This window comes from Bacteroidia bacterium (genome assembly GCA_033391075.1).
In the GTDB taxonomy this organism is placed as follows: domain Bacteria; phylum Bacteroidota; class Bacteroidia; order J057; family J057; genus JAWPMV01.
On the sequence record JAWPMV010000001.1, the window covers coordinates 2266385 to 2291090 of the forward strand.

A 24706-nucleotide genomic window follows, 5' to 3' on the forward strand; every position below is an offset into this window, starting at 1 on the left:
GCAGGTCATTCCTTAATCGGGTACAAATGTACCTCATTTTCCGACAACAAATAAATAAATTCTCTTCCGATATACAGATCGCGAAGGCTAAATTTATGGGTAGGCCGATATTGTTTTTTTTCGCGGGAAAGGGAGTTGATGATGGCAAGTTCTGACTTATTCCAAAGAATGAGAAGAGATTCATGGATGTGAAACTTTTCCCAATTAAACTCTTCTGGTAGCTCTTCGTCTTTCAGATAGACCCCAAACATATCAAAAACACTAATGCGCTGGTTTTCGACATCTCCTATGTAAACTCGATTTTGAGGGCTTAGTTGTATATCCTCCGGCTCGTAGAGCGAACCCCTCCCATAATCCAGGCCTCCAAAGACGGATTCGATCTTCCCAAAAGTATTGATCTTGTAGACCTTGTTATTGAATTTATTCAAAACAAAGGTTTCCCCTGCTGAACTAATGTCAAAACTATAGGGTTCAAATTCATCCGGAATATCGATGCTACCGCTGCTACTTATCGCATAAAAGTCGCTGGACTCTACAACTTTGAGTTCTTTATCCAGTAAAACGATTTTTCTCCCCAGATCATCCAGCAAATAAAAGTCTTGTCGATTTTTTACCGCGAGTTTTTTGGGATGAAGAAAACCATCATCCCGGGTACTGATGCCTCCCACAACGATTGAAGAATCGTAGTGCGTAGATTTTAGATATTTATACAGAAATCCCTTTCGGCTATCCAATAAAAAGATGTTGCCTTCTGCATCAACTTCTATCTGACTGGCATTTGGAATATCAGTTATAACATGAAAGGCAGCTTCTTTTTGACCCAATTTATCCCACTGAGCATATCCCCCAGAAAGACCAAGGAAAAAGCTGAGCAGAAATACACATAAGGTCTTAGACATGCAGCGGCTATTGTTTCATCGGGAAAACATCCAGGTGTTCCCCCTTCGGATGTACGCAAAAATAGGAGAAATATTGGATCCAATCTCCCAGAATCACGATACGTTTATTCTCTTCGAGCTCCTGATCTATCAAGGCATGACGATGGCCATAGATAAAAATATCGAGCTCTGGACGGCTTTTCAAGAGTTCTCGGGTATGGGCGAATAGGAATTCTTTCTCTCCTAAAAGCTCAACTTCATGACCGCTAAGATTATCATAATTGTGATCCCCTCCCTGGCTGGAGGTGAACTGTGCGAGGCCAATACCAAAATTGGGATGGAGTCGGGAAAAAAGCCATTTACTCAAAGGATTCGTAAAAACTTTCTTCATCATTTTGTAGCCATGGTCTCCTGGACCTAGGCCATCCCCATGAGCCATGTAATATTTTTTGCCGTAATACTCTTTTTCCAGCGGCTTATTATAAATCCTGGCTCCAATTTCTTTCTCCAGATAGTCTTTGTACCAAAGGTCGTGATTCCCGCTAAAAATGTGGAGCTTGATTCCTGCATCAGAAAATTCTGCCAATTTCCCCAGGACCCGCACAAAACCTTTGGGAACTGCTTTTTTGTATTCAAACCAAAAGTCAAATACATCTCCCAGCAGGTAAAGCTCAGCAGCTTTATCCTTGATACTTTCCAGCCATTTTACGAAATGTTTTTCTCGGACGAGGCTCCTGGCTTGATCAGGAGCACCCAGGTGCAAATCTGAAGCAAAATAGATGTGATCCCTAATCGGTGCCAAGGCAACTTAGCTTATCCTACTTCTACTTCTGAATTGTCGTCAGACGAGTTGTCTTGCTCTTCGAGTACCGCAGCATTGCTGGTAGCATCTTTGAGGGCATCGGTATCTGAACTGAAGTAATCTTCTTCATCTTCAAAAGGCCTTTTCCCAATCAAACGAACTACATCTTCTTTAAAAATCACCTCTTTCGCCAAAAGCTCTTGAGCGATGGCTTCCAGATCACTCCGCTTTTTGTTGAGCAGTGCGATGGTTTCTTTATAAGCCTTATCAATAATCTTTTTCACTTCTTCATCGATGATACGAGAAGTAGCTTCAGAATAGGGCTTGGTGAAGTTGTACTCAGCGCTGTCTTTGAATGATACCTGTCCTACTTTGGAGTTCATTCCATAGCGAGTAACGATAGCATAAGCGCTGTCGGTAATCCGCTCCAGATCATTTTGAGCTCCGGTAGAAACTTCTCCGAAAACAATTTCTTCAGCAGCTCTTCCGCCGAGAGCCGTACACATGAAATCAACGAGTTGATTGTAGGTATACAAGTATTGTTCTTTGGGAAGGTACTGAGCATAGCCCAGAGCAGCCAAGCCACGTGGAACAATAGATACTTTCACCAGCGGTGAAGCATGCTCCAGGTGCCAGGCAGTAACGGCATGACCTGCTTCGTGGTAAGCAACGATTCTTTTTTCACGGGGAGAAATGATTTTATTCTTTTTCTCCAAACCTCCGATCACACGGTCAACCGCATCCTGGAAGTCGTCCATTTCAACCGCTTTCTTATTCTTTCTCGCAGCAATCAGGGCAGCTTCATTACAAACATTCATAATGTCTGCTCCTACAAAACCGGGAGTCTGTGAGGCTAATTTATGAGAATCCACGCTATCTGCGAGGGTCAGTTTCTTCAGGTGAACATTGAAGATGGCTTCACGACCTTTGATATCCGGACGATCCACTCCAATCTGACGATCGAAACGACCGGCTCTTAGCAAGGCTGGGTCCAATACATCAGGTCTGTTGGTAGCAGCCATCAGGATAACTCCAGTATCACTCCCAAATCCATCCATTTCTACCAGCAACTGGTTGAGGGTATTTTCGCGTTCATCATTTCCTCCTGTAACATTCATTCTCCCTCTGCTTCGGCCTACTGCATCAATCTCATCAATGAATATGATACAAGGGGCTTTCTCTTTCGCCTGCTTAAACAAATCTCTTACCCTTGCAGCTCCTACTCCCACAAACATCTCTACAAAGTCAGATCCACTCAATGAGAAGAAAGGTACTTTTGCTTCTCCGGCAACGGCTTTCGCCAACAAAGTTTTACCTGTTCCGGGAGGGCCTACCAATAAAACACCTTTGGGAATATGACCGCCCAGTTTGGTAAACTTCTGAGGATTTTTGAGAAATTCTACTACCTCCTGTACTTCTTCTTTCGCCTCTTCCAGTCCCGCAACATCATCGAAGGTAACGTTTACTTTATTTTCTTTGTCGTAAAGACTAGCTCTACTTTTTCCAATGTTAAAGATTTGGCCACCAGCTCCACCAGCTCCCACACGGCGCATAAAGAAAAAATACAGGGCTACAATGATACCAATAGGAATAAGGAAGTTAATCACACTAGTCCAGTCGGTACGTTCCTGATATTTGGCTTTAAGATCGTATTGGGCTATTTCTTTGGAGAAGGTTTCTTTATCCGGACGACTCATGAAGAAATGAGGTCCTCTGCTATTAAGTCCTTTGTATTCCTGACGTTCGCTTTTCAGTCGTTCGACTGCATCTTTCGTCAGGAAAATATGGACCTGTTTTTCATTAATAATCTGGAGTTCTTCGATATACCCATCTTCGGCAAATTTTCTAAACTCTCTGTTATCTATTTCTCCACTAGCACCTGTACCATTGATCAAGAGGGTCCCAATTACAAGAAACCCTAGTACAGCCACATAGATCCAATAAATGTTATTATTGGGTTTCGGTGCTTTGTTTGGATAATTATTATTATCGGAATTATTCTGATTTTCGCTCATATTGACTCTATCTGGTCATTCTTATATCATATCTGCTCCGGTTCGTCGAGCTTTATTATATAATCCTATTTTTGGGAAATTGTTCTCTTCTTTATGCGGTATTGTACAAATCCAATTCCTTAAGGCAAATTACTGCCATTTTTTCAGGATGTAAAGGATATTAGCGACAAATACCCGACAATAATACGATCTAAATGCCTTTATGTTAAATAAAGCTGATTAATTAGGACTTTTTGTCGCTTTAGCTGCTTTCAATGCCTATTCAATTTGAAAATTTATCAATTTCATTCGCTTGATCCAGAATTTCTCCGGCACGGCATATTGACGGTAATTGTTTAGCTCTTTTTGGAAATTTCTGTCCCATTCTGAATTGAATTTCACAGGATTAGCGGGATTGCTACCACTTAGCCCTACTGCATCATCGCCCCTAAGCTCCGGACGACCCAATTCTCCCGTTTCCCAACCTATACTGAAGCCTTTACTATTTTGATCGGCATAAACTTCTTTTTCGGAAAATACTGCCTCCAGGGGTATAGCAGCCTCATATATCATACTCCCAGCCTCATCAAAAACCAATTTGACATTGATGGCATCCGGATTATTGGTCTTTCCCCAGGTCCTGCTGTCTTTGCCATAGAAATTGAGCAATTCCATACTGACTAGCTTCTCCGCGATCTCATTTTTTTGATCCTGAACAGCTTCCAGTACTTCTCTGAATCGCATAGGATCACTTAAAATCTCTCTTTGCTTATATCCGGTTGGATAGTGAATGCCTTTGTTCTTCTTTTTCTTGCCTTTTTCATCTATCCAAAGGGTCATTCCTGTCAGCAGAATATGACTCTGCCATTTCAAATCATAGACCTCCAGACAGACATAAAGTTTTCCCTGCCCATGCGAAAAAGCCAGGGCATATATACTGTCCTCTGCCATCTGTAAAACCGGCCAGTTCTCCTGGAGTCCATCAATCAAAAACTCTCCTTCCTGATTCTGGGCTTCATATTGCTGGGATTTAAGGCTGCTAGCGCCGAGGATGGAAAGGAGGAAAATCAATAGAAATGGCTTCTTCATAGTATTAAGACGGAAATAAGTACGGAAAGGTATCAGAAAAGCAGAATTTAACAATATTTTATAAGTCCGTATTGAGGAATAATTTAAAAGCTTGTACTTTGGGAGATGAACCAAATTATAACATCTATGCCTAAACAATTTTATACAATCTTTTTGCTGGCGAGCTGTATCCTGCTGTTTGCCTGTGAAGAGAAAAAAGAAGAAATGAAGGAAGAAAGTACAACTTCCATAGCCGAAGAAAGGCTTAAAATTTATGCTCCGGTCAAACTGACGACGGACATGGATCAATTGAGTGAATCGGATAAAAAGGTAATTCCCATTTTGATTGAGGTCGCCAAAATCATGGATGACCTTTTCTATCAGGAAGCCTATCCGCAAGAGTTAAGAGTGGATAATGCAACTTTGAGTGAAGCAGAAAAAGCTTTTATCAAAATCAATTACGGACCCTGGGATCGCCTCAACAATAATGAAGCTTTTATAGCAGGAATAGGGGAGAAGCCCAAAGGTGCTGGTTTCTATCCTCTGGATATGAGTGAAGAAGAATTTAAGGCCATGGAGGCAGAGGATAAATCCAGCCTTTATACCCTGATCAGAAGAGATGAGGCCGGGGAACTGATTACTGTTCCCTATCATGTGGCTTTTAAAGAAGAAGTCTCAAGAGCTAGTGAATTGTTGAGAAAAGCCGCTGAACTTGCCGATAATGAATCCTTCAAAAAATACCTGAATCTGAGAGCAGATGCTCTTCTCAATGATGATTATACAGCAAGCGATATTGCCTGGATGGATTTGGAAGGAAATAGTATCGATTTTATTGTTGGCCCTATTGAGAATTACGAAGATCAATTGAATGGAGCTAAAGCAGCTCATGAGGCCTATATTTTGGTAAAGGATAAAGAATGGTCCAAAAGGCTGGAGAAGTATGCTGCATTTATGCAGGAACTTCAGGAGGGGCTGCCGGGAGAGGATAAATATAAAGCCGAGAAACCGGGAAGCAATGCTCAATTGAATGCCTATGATGTGGTGTACTATGCCGGTGATTGCAATTCAGGAAGCAAGACCATTGCCGTTAACCTTCCCAATGATGAGGAAATTCAAATCAGCAAAGGAACTCGTCGTTCTCAGTTGAAAAATGCGATGCGCGCAAAATTTGACCAGATCCTTGTTCCTATTTCAGATATGTTGATTGCTGAGGACCAAAGAAAGCATATTACCTTTGATGCCTTTTTTGGGAATACTATGTTTCATGAGGTAGCACATGGATTAGGGATTAAAAATACCATCAATGGGAAAGGAACAGTTCGTAAGGCCCTGGGAGCTACAGCTTCTGCTTTAGAAGAAGGGAAAGCGGATATTCTGGGGCTGTATATGGTTACCCAATTATTTGAGAAAGGGGAGATTGATGAAGGCGTTTTAGAAGATAATTACGTAACTTTTTTAGCAGGAATCTTTCGCTCGGTAAGATTTGGTGCCAGTAGTGCACATGGAAAAGCCAATATGGTCCGCTTCAATTTCTTCAAAGAAATGGGCGCTTTCAATAGAGATGAGGCAAGTGGAACCTATTCGGTAGATATGGAAAAAATGAGAGAAGCTATGAATGCTCTTTCTACCCTTATTCTGAAACTACAAGGAGATGGAGATAAAGAAGGTGTGAGTAACCTACTGGATGAAAAAGGCGTTATTGGAAGTCAGTTACAAGCGGATTTGGATCGCCTTGGAGATGCGGGAATTCCGGTCGACATTGTATTTGAACAGGGCGTAGATGTCCTGGGATTAAAATAAATTGAAATGAAATATTTCCTCTTCATACTCTTGTCTGTACCTGCTTTTGCCTATGCTGCCGGAATAGCAGGCAATTATGAAGAGGAAATTATTTTAGCCCTTAGCCTTTGTTCTGTTTTTCTCATTTTTGGTCTGTTGATCCAGTGGATGGACAAAAAGATCAAAGGAAATCCTCGCTATGTATTAGGAGCTCCGGACTTTGTAGACCCTATTCCGGATTTTGAAGCGACTGGTTTTCAATTAAGGGCCGATCATTTTTCGGAGAATCCAGAGGAATTTGATCTTATCTGGTGCCTTTTTGATTCTAAAAATGAGGTTCAGGGAGAAATCAGATTTATGGGGAATTATGGAGAAGGGGCATTTGTCCAAATGGCATTCAATATTGTTCCCGAATATTCATCAAGAGAGGAACTGCTTCCCTTGATAGAAAATTGTCTCACCTACATCTGGACCCATTGGGAACAGAAGGAAATAGAAAAAATCAAAGCCTTCATTTCAGAAGATGATCTGATCGGAGAAGCTTTATTAGAAGCCCTGGGATTTGAAGAGATGGAGGTCGAAGGTGAAATCATAGAATTTGAAATAAAAAGGCCAGCTAATTAAAGCTGGCTTTTTATCTATGCTGCAGGCGATAACAATCGCCTGACAGGAATAACATTATGAGTGTACTGGGAATGATGGAACAAATCCCCCTTGATTTTATCGAAACTGCAGTTGCTATCAATCAACTCCTGCGAAATACATGATCCAGGTGCAGAGAATTGCTTAAAATCTGGACCTTCTTCTTTCTTCCTGCTTTACTTCGCCTTCTTTAAACTTTCGCATATTATAGGTGAAAGTTAGCATCACATAGCGTTGCAAAACGATGGTTGATAAATCTTCAATATAGAAATCATTGACAGTTCGCTGCACACTGATGTTCTGTCTAAGGAGATCAAATACATTGAGCATCAATTCTCCTCTATTATTCTTTAAGAACTTTCTCCCGATACTTCCTCCCCACAACCAATAATCCTGATCGAAATCATCACTCAAGCCTCTGTAGAGTTGGTGATTTAATTGACTTCTGAACACAAAACCGCCTCCAAATATCAAATTCAGCTTGGCCATGCTATTTTGGTTAAAATACCGATTGTTTTGTGTTTCCTGTATGGAATTGATGGCATTGTTTACACTGCTTCGGCTGGAAATGGTAAAGTCAACATTCTCGCTGAAATTACTTGCCAGCACAAGCCCTACTCCCAGATTGGTGTTACGGGTTTCATTGAGCGCATCATTGATTAAGCTAGGTATTCTGGAATAATCTCCGGAAAGATTAATATTCAAATTTGATTTGAGAAAAGGGACGGGTTTGCCATAGGTCAGAAAGCTTCGGACACTATAGTTTCCATCCAGATTGACAGGTATAGTCAATTGACTTCCTCTTTGAATTTCGATTCCGCTTATGGTGGTATTTCTATTGGGAATAAAGGTGCTATTCCCAATATAATTTTGCGCCATATTTCCATTCACCATAAAATAAAAGACTGATCCTTTAGCCGTATTGGTCGAATTGTAGCGGAACATCAGCATATGAGAATAGGTCTGCTTCAGGTCCGGATTTCCTATACTCAACTGCAAAGGATTGCTATTGTCCAGTACCTCCTGCAATTGATTCATGGAAGGAGGATTGGTGGAGGCCCGATAAATAAACCGCAACTGTTTTTGCTGAGAAAGTCTATAGCGCATAAAAATAGAAGGCAATACACTAAAGAAGTTCTTGTCTATATCTGTGGGGAAAGGAAATACCTGTTGATTGTCCAGAATAGCATATTGAGCATTCACCCGACCATTGATCATAAAATCCCGACCCTTACGTAGCATGATGCCTGGTCCTGCTTCATGTGCTGTATAGGTATTGGTGAAAGTATTGGACAAAAGTGAATCCAATCGGCTATAGGAATTTGTGCTTTCGCTATAATTATTGGTCAGGGTTTCCGAATCATTCCATTGAGGAGAATAGGCATAACGGAACTGAAACATGCCGATTCGACCGATAGGTTCTGTATAAGTTACATTGGCAGAAATGTTCCAATTGTTTGAGTTGAGACTGGATACCTGATCAACGGTATCCAGGGAAACCGGTTCGGTGAAATAGTTCAGTCCTGAAAATAGATTATTATCTCCTTCGCTGCTTTTATAACCGGTTCGGGCCATGACTGAAAGAGTTCTACCTCTTTTCTCAAAGCGGTGTCGAAAGAGAATAAAGCTGTTTACATCCAAAGCCTTAAGGTCTGAGGAAAAATCTGTAAAGGATTGATTCAAGAGATTATCTTCCAAACTGGTGCTTCCCAGGGTGTTTTCACTTCCATCATTGAGTTGAAAGGTAAATCTGGGACGAATCAAGAGAGAGGTTCTGTCATTAAATTTATAATCAATTCGTGCATTGAAGCGGTGATTGATGTTGGTGCTTTCCGTGTCCGAATCTTCTCTATATACCTGACCTGAATCCTGATCGAGGATATACAATTGGGAAAGTAACTGATCAGAAGTATTGTCTGCCTGATTGAAAAAATAGCTTCCGCTGATTTTGAGCTTTTTGCCGATCTCATCGCTATAATTGAGACCTACAGCAGTGGTATTGGAAATTCCGTTTTGCTGTCCCACCAGAAAATCACCGGCACTTCCTCCTCCAAAACCTCCGCCTCGACTTCCGCCACCGCGACCTCCTCTTCCACCGCCTCTTCTTCCTCTACCTCCTGATGCACTGGTGATTCCTAATAAATCTTCTGAGGCGAAATTCTGTTGATTGATATTATTGCTTTGTCCGAGGATACTTAGGCGTTGGTCCGTATTGAACATATTGTAGTTTCCTCCCGCCTTATAACGTTCCTGATCTCCGTAGCCGCCGTAGAATCGACCGAACTCCCCATTACGCATATTAATACGGGTAACAATATTGATGGTCTTGGTGGTCTGTCCGTCGTCTATACCGGTAAATTGTGATTGATCACTTTGTTGGTCAAAAACCTGGATTTTATCTACGATCTCTGCCGGCAAGTTTTTCAAAGCAGCTGAGGGATCATTGCCAAAAAAGACCCGCCCATCTACCAGTACTTGCTGAACATTTTCTCCCTGTGCCTTCACCTGCCCATTTTCCAGGGTAACGCCTGGCATCTTGGTAACCAAATCTTCTGCAGTTGCATCCGGATTGGTTTTGAAAGCTCCTGCATTGAATTCGGTGGTATCTCCTTTTTGGATAGCCGGGGTTACGTCACGTTCAATAGCCACCTCATCCATATTGTAGCTTTTGGTCAGCTTGATGGGAGGGAGCTTTTGGGGAACGGGCGTGATTTCCACTTGCTGGCTATGCTCGACTGAACCAAACATTTCTATGCTCAGGGTATAACTGCCGGAAGGCGTAGTGACAAAGCGGAAACTTCCTTTTTCATCGGTCAATACCCCTTCTTCATGCTCAGCACTTTTGAGTAAAACCTTGGCCCCTAAAACGGGCTGATCAGAGGCATTTATAACTGTCCCTCTCAAGGTCGGTGCCTGAGCAAAAGCCAGAGAGGTGATGCTTAATAAAAGGATTATAGGGAGAAGTCTTTTCATTTGTTTCGATTGTTGTGTATGTGCCGTTTAGACAGAAGGCAATCGAAAATTATTCCCCAACAAAAATGAGACTATGCTTAATAGCCAAAATCTCCCAGATGGAAATCGCTGTTTTTCCAGCCTGAGGATACTTTAACGTAGAGTTTGAGAAAAACCTTTTGTCCCAGAAATTTTTCAATATCCTTTCTGGCAAGTGATCCAATCAGTTTCAGCATACTTCCCCCTTTGCCTATGACAATTCCTTTCTGGGTTTTCCTTTCGACATGGATGGTTGCATGGATACGCGTTAGATTATCTTCTTCTTCAAACTCTTCTATAACTACTTCTGTGCTATATGGAATTTCATCCTTGAGCCTTTCAAACAACTTCTCTCGGATCATCTCTGCGACGAAGAACCTTTCGGGTCTATCCGACACCTGATCTTTATCAAAAAAGGGAGGGCCTTTCGGAAGGTATTTTATAATCAGGGATTTTAGTAAATCTACATTCATCCCATTCAGGGCTGAAACCGGGACGGCTTCTTCAAATTTAACTTTAGCCGCCAATTCCTGCATACGTGCAAAAGCTACATCCTGCTTCACTGCATCCACTTTGTTCAGCACCAGCATTTTGGGGATTTCAGTTTTCTCTGCCAGTTTGATCAGGTCCTCTTCCGGGAAACTTTCATCTACCGCAATCAGGAGAATAATCAGATCGGCATCTTCGAGGGCATTGCCTACAAAACCCATCATGCGTTGCTGAAGGGCATATTTAGGTCGAATCAATCCAGGCGTATCTGAATATACTACCTGGTAATCTTCGCCGCTATCAATCCCGAAAATACGGTGCCGGGTCGTCTGAGCCTTAGCAGTAGTAATGCTCAGCTTTCGACCCAGAATACGATTTAGTAGGGTGGACTTGCCGGCATTGGGCTTGCCAATGATGGATACAAATCCTGATTTATGATTTTCCGGGATATTCAAATGAGTTTTGATTAAGTGTGCGGCAAAAATAAGAAAATGTATTCTAGTGTTCTAAGGATTGGAAAGTGTTTTAGTGTTATGGTGTTATAGTGCGGTAGTTCGTGTTCAAAGGATAGCTACTTTACCTCAGCACTACAACACTAAAACACATCTTTCAACTTCCCCTTAATAAATTCCTAATTTTATTTGTATATAAAATTTAAAACCTTTATCTATGCACTCCCGTAGAGAAAACGGTTGTTAAGAAAGTTATTTACATAAAATATATTGCGGGGTGGAGCAGTTGGTAGCTCGTCGGGCTCAAGTAAGGAAATTGTACTGAAATGCTAAGCCACACTTAGGATTTCGCAAAGGTACAACTTGCAAGGGCTGCATAGTCAGAAATGATTATGTGAATTCTGTCAAATTCGGGGAAGGCTGTAGTGTGCTAATCCCGAGCCAAGCTTCTCAGAGTATCGAGAAGAAGGTGTAGAGACTTGACGGCAGATATCCTCCTCCGAAAGGAAAGGATAAAGAGAAAGTCCAGCCTACAAATCTGCGTGAGCAGAGCAGTGAAAACTGTAGATAGGAAGCATAACCCGAAGGTCACTGGTTCGAGTCCAGTCCCCGCTACTAAGCAAAAGTCCTTATTTCATTTGAAATAAGGACTTTTTGTATTTTGTGACCCATGAAAAACACAAAACTCAAAGGCGACATCGCCGAGCAGAGGCTTATTCTTGAAGCTTTGAAAAGAGGTTGGGGCGTTTCTATACCTCTTGGCGATCGGCTCCCTTATGATCTCATTCTTGATATTAATTCCACACTCCTAAAAATACAGATCAAATCTGCCTGGTTTGATCAGGTCAAAGGGAATTATGTAATTGATGTTCGAAGGAGTCTTACAAATCAAAGAACGATTATCCATCGTCCTTATTCATTACAAGATTTTGACTTTGCGATCATTTACCTGGATGAAATAGACATATTTTATATTCTTCCCACAAAGGCTTTTTTGTCTTATAAAAGTGAAATCCATTTTGTCGAAGCTGAGAAAAGGCAAAGAAAGCCTCAATCAGCAAAATATAGGGAAGCCTGGCATTTGTTAATGTGAGCATGCATTCTCATCTTCTTTCTTTGTAATTTTAAGTAGACTACTACTTAAAATTGAATTCGTGAAACGTCGATCCTTCCTCAACTCTACGCTATCAGCAAGCGCCTTAATCCTGAGTTTTCCCATCATCAGTTGCTCCGAAGAAATTCAGGCCCAAAATACTTCAAGCAACTTCTTCACCCTCCATAACCGCAAAGACCGCTGGTGGCTCATGACTCCCGAAGGCAAGCCTTTCTTTTCCATCGGCCTCAACCACATCGATCCGGCCAGTATGCGCTATCCGGAAAATATCCATCTGTGGAGGGAGAAATATGAGGGCAAGACAACCAAATGGCTCAAAGAATCCGTGGCCAAAAATCTACAAGAATGGGGCTTCAATACCATCGGCTGGGAACAGGAAGTTACCGTTCGGCAGTGGCGACATTCTCGATCCTTTACCTATGAAGAATACCAGGCGCTGAATATGCCTTACTGCCATATGCTGCCTTTTACAGAATTTCACCAATGGGAACAACATACCAGCCATTTTGATTTCTTCGATCCGGAATGGGAAGAATGGTGCGATTATGTAGCTCGATCTCATTGCGCCGAATTGAGTGAAGATCCCAAACTGATTGGCTATTTCTACAGTGATTGCCCAACCTGGATCCACAACCGACCTCACAATAAATGGAGAGGACCCTTATTTGATCCGGAAAAACTGGATTCAGAAGCGGGTAGAAAAGAGCTAACAGCAATGGCTAGCAAATATTATAAAACTATCTATGAAGCCATCCGACGCTATGACAAAAATCACCTCATTTTTGGCGATCGTTACGAAGCCAATGCACCCATAGCAGATGAAGTAATAAATGCTGCTTTGCCCTATGTCGATGTACTTTCTTTTCAGGACTTTCGCGATCCGGTTAAGCATCTTAAGGAATGGCATACAAAAACTGGCAAACCCGTCCTACTCGCGGATGCTGCTAAAATGAAATGGCAGACGGTAAAAGGAGAGTTTAGCCGAAACAATGGGAAATGGTATGCAGAAACACTTGCTCAGTTATTCGAAAATCCCGGCTGTATCGGTTTTCATTTGTGTGGAGCGTATCAGAGAAATAAAGCACGCCGTTATGGTTTGCTGGATGAGCAGGAAAGGCCTGATGGAGAAAATGTCGCCCTTATGAAGGAAGCGAATGAGAAGATCCTGCAATTGGTGAAAGAGAGTCCTCAGTGAGGATAAGTATACACTACAAAGTGTTTTTGTAGCCGCTTGAACCCTTCCCCTCAATCCCCGTTTCCCTTATTTTGAAAATAATGGAAATAACCCGCATAGTCATTTCAATTAGTGGCAGGAGGGCGCATTTCCATTAATCGAGCATTAAGGGAAATGGAGATATTGGCGAAAGGGTTCAAAGGGGCATTTTGAGAATTTTTGTGGAAAGGCAACCAACTTCTAGTCTTTAGGACATACAACAAATTCTAATGCTATAAACATGAAAACAAAGATTCTATTTCTAGCCTCCTTTCTACTTACAACACTTTTTTCAACGCCTCAACTTTTTGCCCAACGTATAATTACGGGTAAAGTAGTCCAGGCAGACAATGGAGAGCCCTTGGTAGGAGCAGCTGTCCTGCTAAAGGGTACTACTATAGGCACATTTACCGATCAGTTGGGCAAATTTAGTTTGGAGGCACCAGCAACTGCCAAAATTCTCGAAGTTTCCTATGTCGGTTTTAAAAAGACAGAAGTTAAACTCAATAAGCAGAATGACTACCTGATCAAAATGGTAGTTGAAAGTATGCATCTGGATGAAGTAGTAATTTCGGGACAAGTCGCAGGAGTTCAAGTCAGAGGAAATCGCAAGCTAAAACTATTCGAGAAAAGAAGATTCCCCAGAAAAAAGCGTCAGGATGTGGATACCTCAGATGATTGGGGGATGGATTATGAGGACGAAAGCTATGCCGAAATCAAAGAAAATGAGTTTCAAACGGTTGAGTCAGAAGCCCTAAGCACCTTCTCCATTGATGTAGACAAGGCCTCCTATGCCAATGTTCGTCGCTTTCTTAATGATGGAGCTTTGCCCCCCAAAGATGCCGTACGTATCGAAGAACTCATCAATTATTTTGACTACGCCTATGCCGAACCCAAAGGAGATTCACCTATCGGCATTCAGACTGAGTTGAGTACTTGTCCCTGGAATGAAAAGAATCAACTCTTTCGTATAGGACTCAAAGGAAAATCTCTCAATATAGAAGAAGCCCCTAAAAGCAATCTGGTTTTTCTATTGGATGTATCGGGTTCTATGAATAGTGAGGATAAACTTCCTTTGCTCAAAAAGTCCTTCTCTTTGCTGGTTGATAATATGAGGGCGGAAGATCGAGTAGCCATCGTTGTCTATGCAGGGAGCAGCGGAGTGGTTTTGCCTTCAACTTCTGGAAAGAATAAAGAAAAGATTCTGGCTTCTCTGGATAGATTGAGTGCGGGTGGTTCTACAGCTGGAGGACAAGGCTTGCGAAAAGCCTATGATATTGCCGAAAAGTATTTCATCAAAAACGGGAATAACCGCATCATCCTGGCTACAGATGGAGACTTCAATGTAGGCGAAAGCAGCGATGATGCCATGCAAAAGCTGATCGAAAAGCAAAGAGATAAAGGGATCTTTCTCAGTGTGCTGGGCTTTGGAACAGGAAATCTGAAGGACTCCAAAATGGAACGAATCGCTGACCATGGAAATGGGAATTATGCCTACATCGACAATCTCCTGGAAGCTAAGAAGGTATTGGTAAATGAAATGAGCGGAACCCTCTACACCATAGCCAAGGATGTCAAATTGCAGATTGAATTCAATCCTCTTTATGTGCAATCTTATCGCCTCATCGGTTATGAGAATCGCATGCTCGAAAAAGAAGATTTCAATGATGACACCAAAGATGCGGGCGAAATGGGAGCCGGACATACGGTAACGGCACTTTATGAGATCGTACCTACCAATAATGCAGAAAAAGTCGTCGCATCTGTCGATCCTTTAAAATACCAAAGCCTGAATCCCACAGAAACTTCCCGAACTTCCGGAGAAATCCTCACCGTCAAGTTCCGCTACAAGGAACCCAAAGGCAAAAAGAGCCTGCTGATCAATTATCCCGTTCCAAATTCTTTAACTGAATTTGAGCAAAGCTCTGATGATTTTCGCTTTTCTGCTTCTGTAGCAAATTTTGGAATGCTGCTTCGCCAATCAAAAAAGGCTAAGAAATCCAGCTGGCAGGATGTGATTGAGATGGCAAAGGCTTCAAAAGGAAGCGATGAAAATGGGTACCGGGCCGAATTAATTAGATTAGTAGAACTGGCAGAATTATTGGCTAAAAAATCTAAATAAATCATACCACAAAATCACAATCAGATGATACAAAGAAAAAGTCTTCTCATAGGATTCCTCTTAGTACTTTTTGCTTTTCAATCCTGTAGCAGAAAAACCGGACATCATGGCGAATTGACAGGCGTCCAAGATGCTGCTATGAAGCCCGCTCCCAGTGATGGATATGCTGACGAAGGATGGGAAATGTATGCCCCTGAGGATAATTGGGATGAAGAGAAGCCTGATCCTTTCGGAAATGAAAGCTATGATGAAATTGTAGAGAATGAATTTCGTCTGGTCAAAGATCAGCCACTAAGCACCTTTTCTGTAGATGTGGACAGGGCTTCTTATGCGAATATTCGCCGTATGCTGAATTTCGATCAACTTCCTCCGGCTAATGCGGTTCGAATTGAAGAAATGATTAATTATTTCAATTATTCCTATCCTGATCCTATGGACGATGCTCCTATCGCTCTCTATTCTGAGCTTAGCGACTGTCCCTGGAATCCAGCCCATAAACTGGCAAGGATTGCCTTGAAGGGAAAATCCCTGGACCTGAAAGAAGCCCCAAAATCAAATTTGGTCTTCCTTCTGGATGTATCAGGTTCTATGAGCGATTATGACAAATTGCCTCTATTGAAAAAATCATTAAAACTATTGGTAAACAACATGAGGGAAGAAGATCGGGTAGCCATCGTGGTCTATGCCAGTGCTTCAGGTTTGGTCTTAGGCTCTACCAGTGCCAGGAAGAAAGATAAAATCATCGCGGCCCTTGAAAAACTGGATGCGGGAGGTTCGACAGCTGGAGGAGAAGGATTGCGTCTGGCCTATAAAGTGGCGGAAGAAAACTTTATCAAAAATGGAAACAACCGAGTGATCCTTGCAACGGATGGAGACTTCAATGTAGGGGAAAGTAGTGATGAGGCTATGGTGAAGTTGATTGAAGAGAAACGGGAGTCAGGTATTTTTATTTCTGTCTTAGGTTTCGGAAGAGGCAATCTCAAAGACAGTAAAATGGAGAAGATTGCTGATAAGGGCAATGGGAACTATGCATATATCGACAATTTGCTGGAAGCAAAAAAAGTATTGGTTAAAGAAATGGGAGGAACCCTGTTTACCATTGCGAAAGATGTGAAATTGCAAGTAGAGTTTAATCCTACGCATGTTACATCCTATCGCCTCATTGGGTACGAAAATCGTTTGCTAAAAAACGAAGACTTCAATGACGATAAAAAAGATGCAGGTGAAATGGGAGCCGGTCATAGCGTAACGGCTCTGTATGAACTTATTCCTGCTGGTACAGAAACAGATGTTACAGCTTCTATTGATCCCTTAAAATACCAGGAAACCAACAAGACTTCGGCAGCCAATTCCTATGAATTGATGCAGGTGAAATTTCGCTACAAAGAACCAGATGGCGATACCAGTAAGCTTATAAGCCAGGCGGTTTTAAATGGGCATGAAAACTGGAATGGGGCATCTCAAGATTTTCGTTTTGCAGCTTGTGTTGCTCACTTTGGTTTGATTTTGAGAAACTCTCAGTATATGAAAGCCGGGAATTATGAGTCCCTGATAAAGGAATCGAAATCAGCCAAAGGAGAGGATGATGAAGGATACCGCGCTGAGTTCATTCAACTGCTCGAAAAAGCAGCTTTGATAAGTCCTGATGAAAAGGCTGAATAGGTGGACGAATAAATCCGAGAACAGCAGAATAATAAAGGCTTCTGAAAGCTGGCTTTCGATTTCGGTCGGAGCCAGCTTTTATGCTAAGTCGGATTTTTGTTTATCTTTGATCATTCAGCTAATCGTAACATTATGTGGGAACTCATCAAATCTTTTTTTCAACAACTTTTTGGTACCTCTGAGCCGATCATAGAAGACGCTTCTGACCTGGGGGAAGAACCAATTGTCATTTCTGAAGAACAACCTTCAGAAGCAGAAATGGCAGAACGTATGCGGAGCCGGGGATTGGGCGGAAGAGGAAGTCGTAGTATAGTCGTTGGAGAGGTGATTGATGCAGACGGTGATGCAGGAAGCGATAATATAGTTACGATCAGCAATCCCCGCTTTATGTGGCTTCTGGATAATGGCCATGGGGAATTACAAAATGGAAAACGTTCGCCTTTTTTCGCTGATGGGACTCGCTTTGAGGAATGGGAATTCAATAGAGTAGTGGTGCGGAAAATGGTTGAGAAATTGGAGCAGGCAGGGGTTCAGTTTAAGAACCTCGTTCCTGAAGATAAAATTGGTTCCTTTCTCTCCGAAAGAGTTGGCCGAGCCAATGCCGCTAAATCCGAACTGGGACTGCCCCGTATATTCGTTTCTATCCATGCCAATGCTCTGGGAATGAATGAGTGGAGGAATGGAGCTAAAGGAATAGAAACCTGGCATTATCCCGGCAATACAACGGGCGAAAAGTTGGCTTCCGTCTTTCAGGACGAAATCATGAAAGCTCTGCCGGGTTGGGTAGATCGTGGTATTAAAAGCCACCAAAGAGGTAGTCGTAAAATTTTCTATGTATTGAGAAATACAGCTATGCCAGCAGTTCTCACAGAAAATGGTTTTTATACCGATGAAAATGAAGCAGCCTTATTGATGAAGGATGAAATTCGTCAGGCGATAGCCGATGCGCATGTAAATGCCATTCTGAAAGTAGAACAAGATGGCTATGATAATATTCCGGTTTATAAGCCGCGGATGATTATTGGCTAAATAATCGTAAGCAAATTGTGTCATCTCGAGCGCAGTCAAGGGACTTCATTTATTCTACCATTTATTTTCCAAATCCGTATAAGAGGAGTAAAGGATAAGGGGTGATAGGTAGACCATTTGAAAGCATATTTCCCTACCTGCTATTTTCTTTGTTTCGGCATCTCTTATACCTCTTGAACACCAAGCAGTTCGTCCTTAAATTAGCCTACTTGAACAAAAGATCGTAACTTGCGTTTTAGTACATTTGGATATATAAGGATATCCATTCCCCATTCAAAATCTCAGACATCAAGCTCATGATATATACAGAAATCACCCCCAATCCCTCTTCCCTGAAATTTGTGGTAGATCGCCATCTTATCAAAAATGGCAATAGCGCAGATTGTCCTACTGTGGAAGAAACGGAAAACGTACCCGTTGCAAAGAAACTCTTTGATTTCAAGTTTGTAGAACGTGTATTCGTTGGGGCTAACTTTATCACTATCACAAAAGACGCAGCTTTCCAGTGGGAAGAGATTATCCCCATTGTAAAGGATTTCCTCAAAGCTTTCTTTGAAAGTGGTCAGGAAGCGGTTACAGGCCCTTATACCGAAGCTCCTGTACAAGAAGAAATAGACGAAAGTGATGTAACGCAAAGAATCAAAGCCCTGCTAGCTAGCCATGTTAGGCCTGCAGTTGCTTCAGATGGGGGAGACATCATTTATGATGACTTTGTAGATGGTATTCTAAAGTTGCGTTTGCAAGGAAGTTGCTCCGGTTGCCCTTCATCAACTCTTACGTTGAAAAATGGAATCGAAGGACTCATGACTCGCATGATTCCTGAAGTTAAGTCTGTAGAGGCTATCTAATTATTTCCTGAACTCGGTACCGCTTGCGTATCTGAAATCGATCGACTATTGATCGAACGGGTTTTCTGTGCATCTTCTTTCAGCAGAATGTCCAGAGAATCACTCAGGTTTTTCAATTCTGTACTATCCGGACCGCTGAATTCCTCAATCGGACTACTTGCACTTTCTGCTTCAGCAAAGCCTACATTGAATCCGGTAGATTTGCCGACATCTCTGATATAGTCGTGAGCCATGCGATTGGTTTCGTCTAATATGCCAGATTCAATTGCTTTTTTTCTGACACGTGATTCTGTTTCTATGATGGCATCTTTGAGTTGCTGGTAGACTTCGAAATAAAGACCTTCCTCTGCGGAGGAAAATAGCCCATTCTTTTTCTTCCCGGCCAGAAATCTCTTGGTATTGGACATGCGAATGTACACAGAGTCTGTAATAGCTTGTGGCATTTGGGTAACGGCCAGAGAATCTCTGCCTATGGTTTCAAATTGCATTTCCTGTAGATTTACCATACCAGTCACTTCCGCTGAAACTACTACCAGCAATTTGGGCAATGGATCTCCTTCCAATTTCTCTAATTCTGCCCTGGCTTCCAGGAGGTCTTCTTCTTCTTTCTCCAGCTCACCCCTCAATTTCAAGACCTTCTGAGCTGCATCCTGAAAATTATTCTCAGCCTTTCGTTTTACATCTTTCAAGTCTTTCCGCAATACTTTAGATTGCCTGGACATCTGCTGGAAAACCTTCTTTTTGCTATCTCGCAATTCTTTGAATCGTTTTGCCTTGAGGTCCATGACCTTCATGATGTCTTCCTGCAATTCTTTTTGACGTTGCTTCATGAATCTTCGGTCTCGGTTCCTCGTTCCCGGGCCCGGTTCATTCAGGCGATATTCCTGAATCATCTTGCGAATCCTGCCCTCAAAAAGCCCTTGTCTCTGAGGACTCATTTTCATCAACTTTTTGAAGTTGCCAACATCAAATTTGTCTAAAGAATCACTCAAGGCGAGTAAATCATCCTCTATTCGGATCAAGGTCGTATCTATGGCTTCATGTGACTCGATGGCCCTTTCCATTTTTATTTTCAAACTGTCTCGAATCAATTCTGCGAAAATCACTGAGCGTTTGGCTTCTTCTACTTTGTCCTCGGCTTTATTGACCAGTTTTTGTAAACGATCAGAGGTGCCAATGGCTACAATTTCTTCATAGAAATAGGAGACCAGGCGAAGGTTCTCGACGTATTCGATTTTTTGGAACAAGGAAGTAACCTGTATCTGTTCATCGGTCTTATTGAAAAAGCGGTTCTTGATCAAAAAGAAAATGACGATGACCAGGGCAAAGGTGAGTATGTTTCGAAATCCCACCCAGCGGAAAAATGTGATGATGCTAGTTATCATAATAGACTAGGGTAGGAGGTTCTTACTTTTTCTCAGGAGGCGAAACAAATTCAATTTATACTTTTCCCGTTCTGAGGGTTCAGCTGTATTGATCAATTTCTCATAGATGAAATTGACACTGTCTGTTACCATGATGTTCGGGTTCTCTTCAAATTCCACCCGATAGCCCAGATTGTTGACCATATTTCTGATGTAGTCCTCTGCTTTATCCTGGGTATCATCCAGGATTCCATTGATGATGGCTCTGTTTCTAATGTCTGCCCTTGCGCTATCTATGGCAGAACGAATGCGATCATAGGCGGACAAATAATTGGTTTTTCGATCCAGGTTCTCTTTGAATTTTTGCCAGAAGGAACGTTGGAAGGTGTATTCTTTGGTGTTTTTGAGGCTGATAAGAGTTTGGGAAATCTCGGAAGGAGGAAGCATTACTTTGATCAGGCTGTCTTCTTCGACGGTAAATTTCAGTTTGGAGAGGTCAATAAAGCCATTAACCTCAGCTGGAGCGACCATCAAAAACTGCAATTTTGGATCATTATTACCTTTTGCCGGTTTTGTAATCGGAATAATGGTTTCATAATGGTGCTTGACCAGCTGGAGCTCTTTGATCCGCTTGATCGCTTCTACCTTTGAATAGGCAGGATCTACTTTCTTTTCCTTCCAGATCAGAGGTCTTAAGAGGAAGAAGGCAGCGATAAGTACCCCTACGACGATTACCCCAATGATTGCAGTACTCCAAATATCATCATCGTCATCTTGCGAATTAGATAAGAGATTCTTGATTTGTTGGAGCAGTTTGGTTTGTTGTTCACTGGCAGGGTCCAAAGACCTCGAATTGCCCGGCTTTTTTGCCATAGTAAAATTCTTTGTGGAACATAATATACATATTCAGGTATATTATTCTACCATCAAAGGCAAAAAAGCGGCTTTCATGCGTTTAAACGGAAAGATTTGTCGGTTTACCTGAGAGAATGCTTAAGCATTTTCCTTAGGTACATATGCTTCCAAAAGCTTAAATTCTCCTTTTGGGTGAAGTTCCAGGTAATTGATGCTTGCAGGAATAAGACTAGCATCACCCAGTTTCATCTCCATTTTTCCTCCAGGATAATTCAATTCCAATTCTCCACCAACACAAACGAGGATAACGAAGGAATCCAGATCTGAATAATCCCGAGCTATGGATTGGGTACAATGTAACCTTTGGGTAGAGAAATAAGGCGAAGTGACAATAGTATCCGCTGAATTTTCTTTGGCTTCGTACTCGGTTTTATATTGGGGATAAAAATTGTAGTCAATGGCATCAAGGGCCTGTTCTACATGCAATTCTCTTTTGTTTCCCTCTGCATCTACCCGATCAAAATCATAAATGCGATAGGTGATGTCTGAAGTTTGCTGAATTTCTGCGAGTAATAATCCTTTCCCTATCGTATGAACCCGTCCTGCGGGTAAGTAGAATACATCATCTGCATCAACTTCCTCCTGGTTGAGGATTTCTGTTAATCTACCACTTTCAAAATATTCGACATAGGTATTCTTATCCAATTCTCTATTGAATCCCGCAATCAATTTGGAACCCGGGTCTGCTTGAAAGATATACCACATCTCACTTTTGCCAAAAGAATCGTGGCGTTGACGAGCCAGGGCATCATCGGGATGAACCTGAATTGAAAGATCTGCATTTGCATCAATAAATTTTACCAAGAGCGGGAACTCATTGCCAAATTTCTCATATACCCTTTCTCCCATCAACTTCCCTTTATAAGTCTCGATCAAACTTCTCAGGCTTTCACCCGCAAGTTTTCCTTCTTTTACAATGGAAACATTGCCTTTGACTCCGGATATCTCCCAGGTCTCCCCACAATTGGGTAAGGGGCTGAAGTCTTTACCTAATATTGTACGGATTTTTTCACCGCCCCAGAGCTTGTCTTTAAATATGGTCTCAAAAGTGAGAGGATATAATTCTTGCATCTACATCAATATTCTGCGCAAATATATATTTCAGTCCGCATTCTTTTCCTACATTTTTTCTGTTTGTCTTAAATATCGTCCGAATGGAGGAAATGACTTCATATTCTGCCAATGGGAAAAAGCCTTGAAGCATATATACAAGGGCTTCAATTATTTTATATATTTGAGCATAGCTTTTTCCCTATGGACAGCACACACTGGAAGCGTCTAAACGGCGTTTACCATCTTTCTGAATCCCCCTACGACTTTGAAACTCCTTATATCCGGTATCGGAAAAAGGAGAGTTATGTCCTTTCGGATGCAGAAGTAAGTGAATTGCCCAAAACTTTCCTGTATAATCTGCATAGAAAAGAATGGGAGTTGAGAAGTAAATCTGTGAAAAGACTCTATAACTATCTCAAAAAGAAAGGTGGCAGGGTACGTATTCTGGATTTAGGTTGTGGAAATGGATGGATTACCCATAAGATCGCTCAATTGGAAGGGGTTGAGGTCTACGGCCTCGATATCAATTTATTTGAATTGGAGCAGGCAGCTCGAGTTTTTCCCGCGGAGAATTTGAAGTTTTGTTATGGGAATGTATATGAACCCATATTTGAGGATGGAAGTTTTGATTATGTAATCATAGGCGATTCGATTCCTTATTTTTCCAATTTACAGCAATTGATAAACAGATGCAGAAGTTTGCTGAAAGGTGGAGGGGAAGTTCACATTTTCGATAGTTCCATACATACTGAAAATCAGATCGAAGAGGCTAAAGAGCAGAAAGAATTGTATTTCGAAAAACTGGCCTGCTCAGAAATGATGGAATTTTATCACTTTCATATCAAACAGGATTTTTCCCATTATGACTATGAATACCTCTATAGTTATGGTTTTTTCAAGCGACTCCTGAGAAAGAAAGATTCTCCTTATCCCTGGATCAAGATTGTGAACTGATCAATTGATCAATTCCCCTTTATCCATGATTACTTTCCCTTCCTGAATCACATACTGAAGTTTTTTTATCTGTGAGATATCTTCCCAGGCTTTGCCTGAGGAAATGAGGATGTCTGCCAGTTTCCCTTCTTCAATACTTCCCAATCTATCATCTACTTTTATGGCAATAGCTGCGCCGAGGCTAGCTGCTTTAATTACTTCGGATGCAGGTATTCCCGCTTCTACAAGAAGCTCCATTTCTCTCTGGATACTTTTCCCAAAACTTTGGTAGGCTTTATTATCCGTAGCTAATCCAATGGATACGCCAGCTTCATAGAGGCGTTTTACATTCTCAATCTGTTGATTTAATAGCTTTTCCTCCTCTTCCAGGGAAGAAAGCATAGGTAGATAGCTTACTTCCTGAGCCTTAAGCAGCTGTACAAGGCTTGTATCCAGTTTTGCCAGGCTCCCTCCTTCTATGAGTTTTGCTCCTGCATTGACAGCAGTTTTCAATTCCTCATTATTGCCGGTCAGAACACTTGCCCAGATATTTCTTTCATCAGCTTTTTTAAGTGCTGCTTCTAATATTCCGGCTTCCATGATAGGATACTTTCCCCCAAAGCTTTTAAAAACAAGCTTAAAACCATCCACTTCAAGATTGTTCAGTTCTTCAACTGCCTCCTGGAGTTCATTGGGGCCGGTTAAACTTCTGACTCCATTCTCCAACATAAACTCATTTCCCTGATATTCAGAAGCAAGGGGATAAGCTCCCTCTATGCTGAGCATAAGTCCGGCAGCATATATGCGAGGGCCAGCAAGTTTCCCACTAGCCAATTGTTCTCTCAAAACGAGGATATTCTGTGGAGCATCTCCTACAGAACGAATACTCGTGATACCAGCTCGATGAAAATTCTTTCGCACTTCTGGTCTTTGTCGGGTAAAGGAAAAGAATTGTTGGAAGGAAGAAAGTTCCCGGTCTTCCCCACTTGCCCGATAAAACTGAACCCCTAAATCCATAAATGCAGGCATAATATACATCCCCTCAGCATCTATCAGCCAGGCATCTTCCGGTGCTTCACAATCACTTCCGATACAGCTGATGCTCTCAGCCCGAATGAGGATATTGGTTTTGATTTCAGCTTCATTGAGGCCACTAAAGAGGGTGCCATTTTTGATAAATACACTTTTGTATTCAATCTCCTCATGCGCATACATGCCACTGGTGAAACTAAAATAAAGGAAAGCCGAACTCAGGCTCACCAATAGGATGATTGCGATCAGTACTTTTCTTAACAAGGAAGAATTATTCATAGAAGCGGCTTTGGATCGTCCGCAAAATTAGGAATAAATTTCAAGGC

Annotated in this window: 19 protein-coding genes; 9 read left to right on the forward strand and 10 right to left on the reverse strand. The window is 41.8% G+C overall.

Going from position 1 to position 24706, the window contains the following annotated elements; all coding sequences use genetic code 11:
• Positions 1-5: 5 nt before the first annotated feature.
• The 4 genes from R8P61_09280 to R8P61_09295 form a co-directional block, all read right to left on the reverse strand.
• Positions 6-899, reverse strand: coding sequence for a hypothetical protein (locus R8P61_09280; GenBank protein ID MDW3647244.1), 894 nt, complete (start codon positions 897-899; stop codon positions 6-8).
• A gap of 7 nt (positions 900-906) precedes the next feature.
• Positions 907-1680, reverse strand: coding sequence for a UDP-2,3-diacylglucosamine diphosphatase (locus tag R8P61_09285; GenBank protein ID MDW3647245.1), 774 nt, complete (start codon positions 1678-1680; stop codon positions 907-909).
• A gap of 11 nt (positions 1681-1691) precedes the next feature.
• Positions 1692-3695, reverse strand: a complete 2004-nt coding sequence (gene ftsH, locus R8P61_09290; GenBank protein MDW3647246.1) for an ATP-dependent zinc metalloprotease FtsH — start codon at positions 3693-3695, stop codon at positions 1692-1694.
• A 258-nt stretch (positions 3696-3953) separates the two neighbouring features.
• Entirely contained in the window at positions 3954-4763 is an 810-nt protein-coding gene (locus R8P61_09295) for a hypothetical protein (protein ID MDW3647247.1), read from the reverse strand.
• Positions 4764-4967: 204 nt separating this feature from the next.
• On the opposite strand from R8P61_09295, the gene R8P61_09300 reads away from it, so the two are divergent.
• Positions 4968-6542 (forward strand): Zn-dependent hydrolase, encoded by a 1575-nt coding sequence (locus R8P61_09300; protein MDW3647248.1) that lies wholly within the window; start codon positions 4968-4970, stop codon positions 6540-6542.
• A 6-nt stretch (positions 6543-6548) separates the two neighbouring features.
• Complete coding sequence (locus tag R8P61_09305) at positions 6549-7145, forward strand: hypothetical protein (GenBank protein MDW3647249.1); 597 nt, start codon at positions 6549-6551, stop codon at positions 7143-7145.
• Between the two features lie 162 nt (positions 7146-7307).
• On the opposite strand, the gene R8P61_09310 is transcribed toward R8P61_09305, so the two are convergent.
• A complete protein-coding gene (locus R8P61_09310; GenBank protein MDW3647250.1) occupies positions 7308-10136 on the reverse strand; it encodes a TonB-dependent receptor in 2829 nt (942 codons plus the stop codon).
• A gap of 77 nt (positions 10137-10213) precedes the next feature.
• Positions 10214-11098 carry a GTPase Era gene (era, locus tag R8P61_09315; protein ID MDW3647251.1) on the reverse strand — a complete coding sequence of 295 codons (885 nt, stop codon included), beginning with the start codon at positions 11096-11098 and terminating at the stop codon, positions 10214-10216.
• 667 nt (positions 11099-11765) lie between these two features.
• On the opposite strand from era, the gene R8P61_09320 reads away from it, so the two are divergent.
• The 6 genes from R8P61_09320 to R8P61_09345 all read left to right on the forward strand — a co-directional run bounded on the left by R8P61_09320 (position 11766) and on the right by R8P61_09345 (position 19083).
• On the forward strand, positions 11766-12188 hold the full coding sequence (locus tag R8P61_09320; GenBank protein ID MDW3647252.1) for a group I intron-associated PD-(D/E)XK endonuclease: 423 nt from the start codon (positions 11766-11768) through the stop codon (positions 12186-12188).
• A gap of 61 nt (positions 12189-12249) precedes the next feature.
• Positions 12250-13404 carry an agarase gene (locus tag R8P61_09325; GenBank protein MDW3647253.1) on the forward strand — a complete coding sequence of 385 codons (1155 nt, stop codon included), beginning with the start codon at positions 12250-12252 and terminating at the stop codon, positions 13402-13404.
• Between the two features lie 259 nt (positions 13405-13663).
• Complete coding sequence (locus R8P61_09330; protein ID MDW3647254.1) at positions 13664-15544, forward strand: von Willebrand factor type A domain-containing protein; 1881 nt, start codon at positions 13664-13666, stop codon at positions 15542-15544.
• A gap of 24 nt (positions 15545-15568) precedes the next feature.
• A complete protein-coding gene (locus tag R8P61_09335) occupies positions 15569-17206 on the forward strand; it encodes a VWA domain-containing protein (protein MDW3647255.1) in 1638 nt (545 codons plus the stop codon).
• 132 nt (positions 17207-17338) lie between these two features.
• A complete protein-coding gene (locus tag R8P61_09340; protein ID MDW3647256.1) occupies positions 17339-18235 on the forward strand; it encodes an N-acetylmuramoyl-L-alanine amidase in 897 nt (298 codons plus the stop codon).
• 296 nt (positions 18236-18531) lie between these two features.
• A complete protein-coding gene (locus R8P61_09345) occupies positions 18532-19083 on the forward strand; it encodes a NifU family protein (protein MDW3647257.1) in 552 nt (183 codons plus the stop codon).
• On the opposite strand, the gene R8P61_09350 is transcribed toward R8P61_09345, so the two are convergent.
• The 3 genes from R8P61_09350 to R8P61_09360 all read right to left on the reverse strand — a co-directional run bounded on the left by R8P61_09350 (position 19080) and on the right by R8P61_09360 (position 22433).
• A complete protein-coding gene (locus tag R8P61_09350) occupies positions 19080-20468 on the reverse strand; it encodes a DUF4230 domain-containing protein (protein MDW3647258.1) in 1389 nt (462 codons plus the stop codon). The two genes, R8P61_09345 and R8P61_09350, sit on opposite strands and share 4 nt — an antisense overlap.
• 6 nt (positions 20469-20474) lie before the next feature.
• The gene (locus R8P61_09355; GenBank protein ID MDW3647259.1) at positions 20475-21320 is read right to left on the reverse strand and encodes a DUF4230 domain-containing protein; all 846 of its coding nucleotides are present in this window, start codon (positions 21318-21320) and stop codon (positions 20475-20477) included.
• A gap of 120 nt (positions 21321-21440) precedes the next feature.
• Positions 21441-22433, reverse strand: coding sequence for a type I phosphomannose isomerase catalytic subunit (locus R8P61_09360; GenBank protein ID MDW3647260.1), 993 nt, complete (start codon positions 22431-22433; stop codon positions 21441-21443).
• Positions 22434-22616: 183 nt separating this feature from the next.
• Here R8P61_09360 and R8P61_09365 point away from each other — a divergent pair, with 183 nt between their 5' ends.
• On the forward strand, positions 22617-23369 hold the full coding sequence (locus R8P61_09365; GenBank protein MDW3647261.1) for a class I SAM-dependent methyltransferase: 753 nt from the start codon (positions 22617-22619) through the stop codon (positions 23367-23369).
• Here the strand turns inward: R8P61_09365 and R8P61_09370 are convergent, their stop codons facing one another.
• On the reverse strand, positions 23370-24659 hold the full coding sequence (locus R8P61_09370) for an amidohydrolase family protein (protein MDW3647262.1): 1290 nt from the start codon (positions 24657-24659) through the stop codon (positions 23370-23372).
• Positions 24660-24706 lie beyond the last annotated feature (47 nt).

Coding starts and splice junctions, on each gene's coding strand:
- R8P61_09365 (MDW3647261.1), top strand. CDS start 22,617: ATGGACAGCACACACTGGAAGCGTCTAAACGGCGTTTACCATCTTTCT.
- R8P61_09320 (MDW3647252.1), top strand. CDS start 11,766: ATGAAAAACACAAAACTCAAAGGCGACATCGCCGAGCAGAGGCTTATT.
- R8P61_09310 (MDW3647250.1), bottom strand. CDS start 10,136: ATGAAAAGACTTCTCCCTATAATCCTTTTATTAAGCATCACCTCTCTG.
- R8P61_09350 (MDW3647258.1), bottom strand. CDS start 20,468: ATGATAACTAGCATCATCACATTTTTCCGCTGGGTGGGATTTCGAAAC.
- R8P61_09340 (MDW3647256.1), top strand. CDS start 17,339: ATGTGGGAACTCATCAAATCTTTTTTTCAACAACTTTTTGGTACCTCT.
- R8P61_09280 (MDW3647244.1), bottom strand. CDS start 899: ATGTCTAAGACCTTATGTGTATTTCTGCTCAGCTTTTTCCTTGGTCTT.
- R8P61_09305 (MDW3647249.1), top strand. CDS start 6,549: ATGAAATATTTCCTCTTCATACTCTTGTCTGTACCTGCTTTTGCCTAT.
- R8P61_09370 (MDW3647262.1), bottom strand. CDS start 24,659: ATGAATAATTCTTCCTTGTTAAGAAAAGTACTGATCGCAATCATCCTA.
- ftsH (MDW3647246.1), bottom strand. CDS start 3,695: ATGAGCGAAAATCAGAATAATTCCGATAATAATAATTATCCAAACAAA.
- R8P61_09360 (MDW3647260.1), bottom strand. CDS start 22,433: ATGCAAGAATTATATCCTCTCACTTTTGAGACCATATTTAAAGACAAG.
- R8P61_09300 (MDW3647248.1), top strand. CDS start 4,968: ATGAAGGAAGAAAGTACAACTTCCATAGCCGAAGAAAGGCTTAAAATT.
- R8P61_09330 (MDW3647254.1), top strand. CDS start 13,664: ATGAAAACAAAGATTCTATTTCTAGCCTCCTTTCTACTTACAACACTT.
- R8P61_09335 (MDW3647255.1), top strand. CDS start 15,569: ATGATACAAAGAAAAAGTCTTCTCATAGGATTCCTCTTAGTACTTTTT.
- R8P61_09295 (MDW3647247.1), bottom strand. CDS start 4,763: ATGAAGAAGCCATTTCTATTGATTTTCCTCCTTTCCATCCTCGGCGCT.
- R8P61_09345 (MDW3647257.1), top strand. CDS start 18,532: ATGATATATACAGAAATCACCCCCAATCCCTCTTCCCTGAAATTTGTG.
- R8P61_09355 (MDW3647259.1), bottom strand. CDS start 21,320: ATGGCAAAAAAGCCGGGCAATTCGAGGTCTTTGGACCCTGCCAGTGAA.